The sequence below is a fragment of the Mycobacterium sp. E3251 genome (genome assembly GCF_001666835.1).
GTDB lineage: Bacteria > Actinomycetota > Actinomycetes > Mycobacteriales > Mycobacteriaceae > Mycobacterium.
The window spans coordinates 1-579 of sequence record NZ_LZJF01000105.1 but is presented as its reverse complement, the minus strand read 5'-3'; the positions used below and the strand labels follow the sequence as shown (position 1 = coordinate 579).

Sequence of the window (579 nt, the reverse complement as noted above, 5' to 3'; positions counted from 1 at the left end):
TGGCCAGCCCCGGGTCCAGCGCGGGAGCCGATCCGAAGTTACCGATGCGCTCACCCAGCGGCGGCACCCCGGCCAGCATCGACACCGCGGCGGCGCCCTGCGAGAAACCGCCGAGCACCAGCTTCGTCGCCGGGCACTGGTCGGCCATCTCCGCGATGTGATCGCGGGCGTCGTTGGCGCCGTCCGCGGTTTGCAGGAAGTTGTAGCTGGCCGGGTAGTTCACCGCGTACGCGTCGACGCTGCGCGAGCCGAGGGCCGGCTGCAGCGCGGCGAGCAGCGCGTCTCCGGCGACCCCGAGACCGGGCGGCTCGGCGGTGCCGCGGGCGAAGATGAGCTGAACGTCGGGACATCCGTCGGCCCGCGCCGGCGCCAGCGGACCGGTGGCGATCGAAAGAGCCGCCACCGCAACGGCGACGGCCAGGCCGGCAATCGGCCACTTACGAAGATTCATGCGGCAGATTTTCACATATTCCGGCGTGTGCCACCGCGCCGCTAAGCTCCCCCACTGTGGCCGACCGCTGGCCGTCGCCGTTGCGGTGGCGGCCTCGTTCATCGCCGCCGGGCGGCCGGCGCCGGCGC

General features: G+C 72.9%; 1 protein-coding gene. It reads right to left on the bottom strand.

Translation table 11 applies throughout. The features are described 5' to 3' along the window. On the bottom strand, positions 1 to 451 hold a 451-nt coding region (locus tag A5697_RS12980; RefSeq protein ID WP_068010779.1), incomplete at its 3' end, for a cutinase family protein. Positions 452 to 579: the final 128 nt, after the last annotated feature.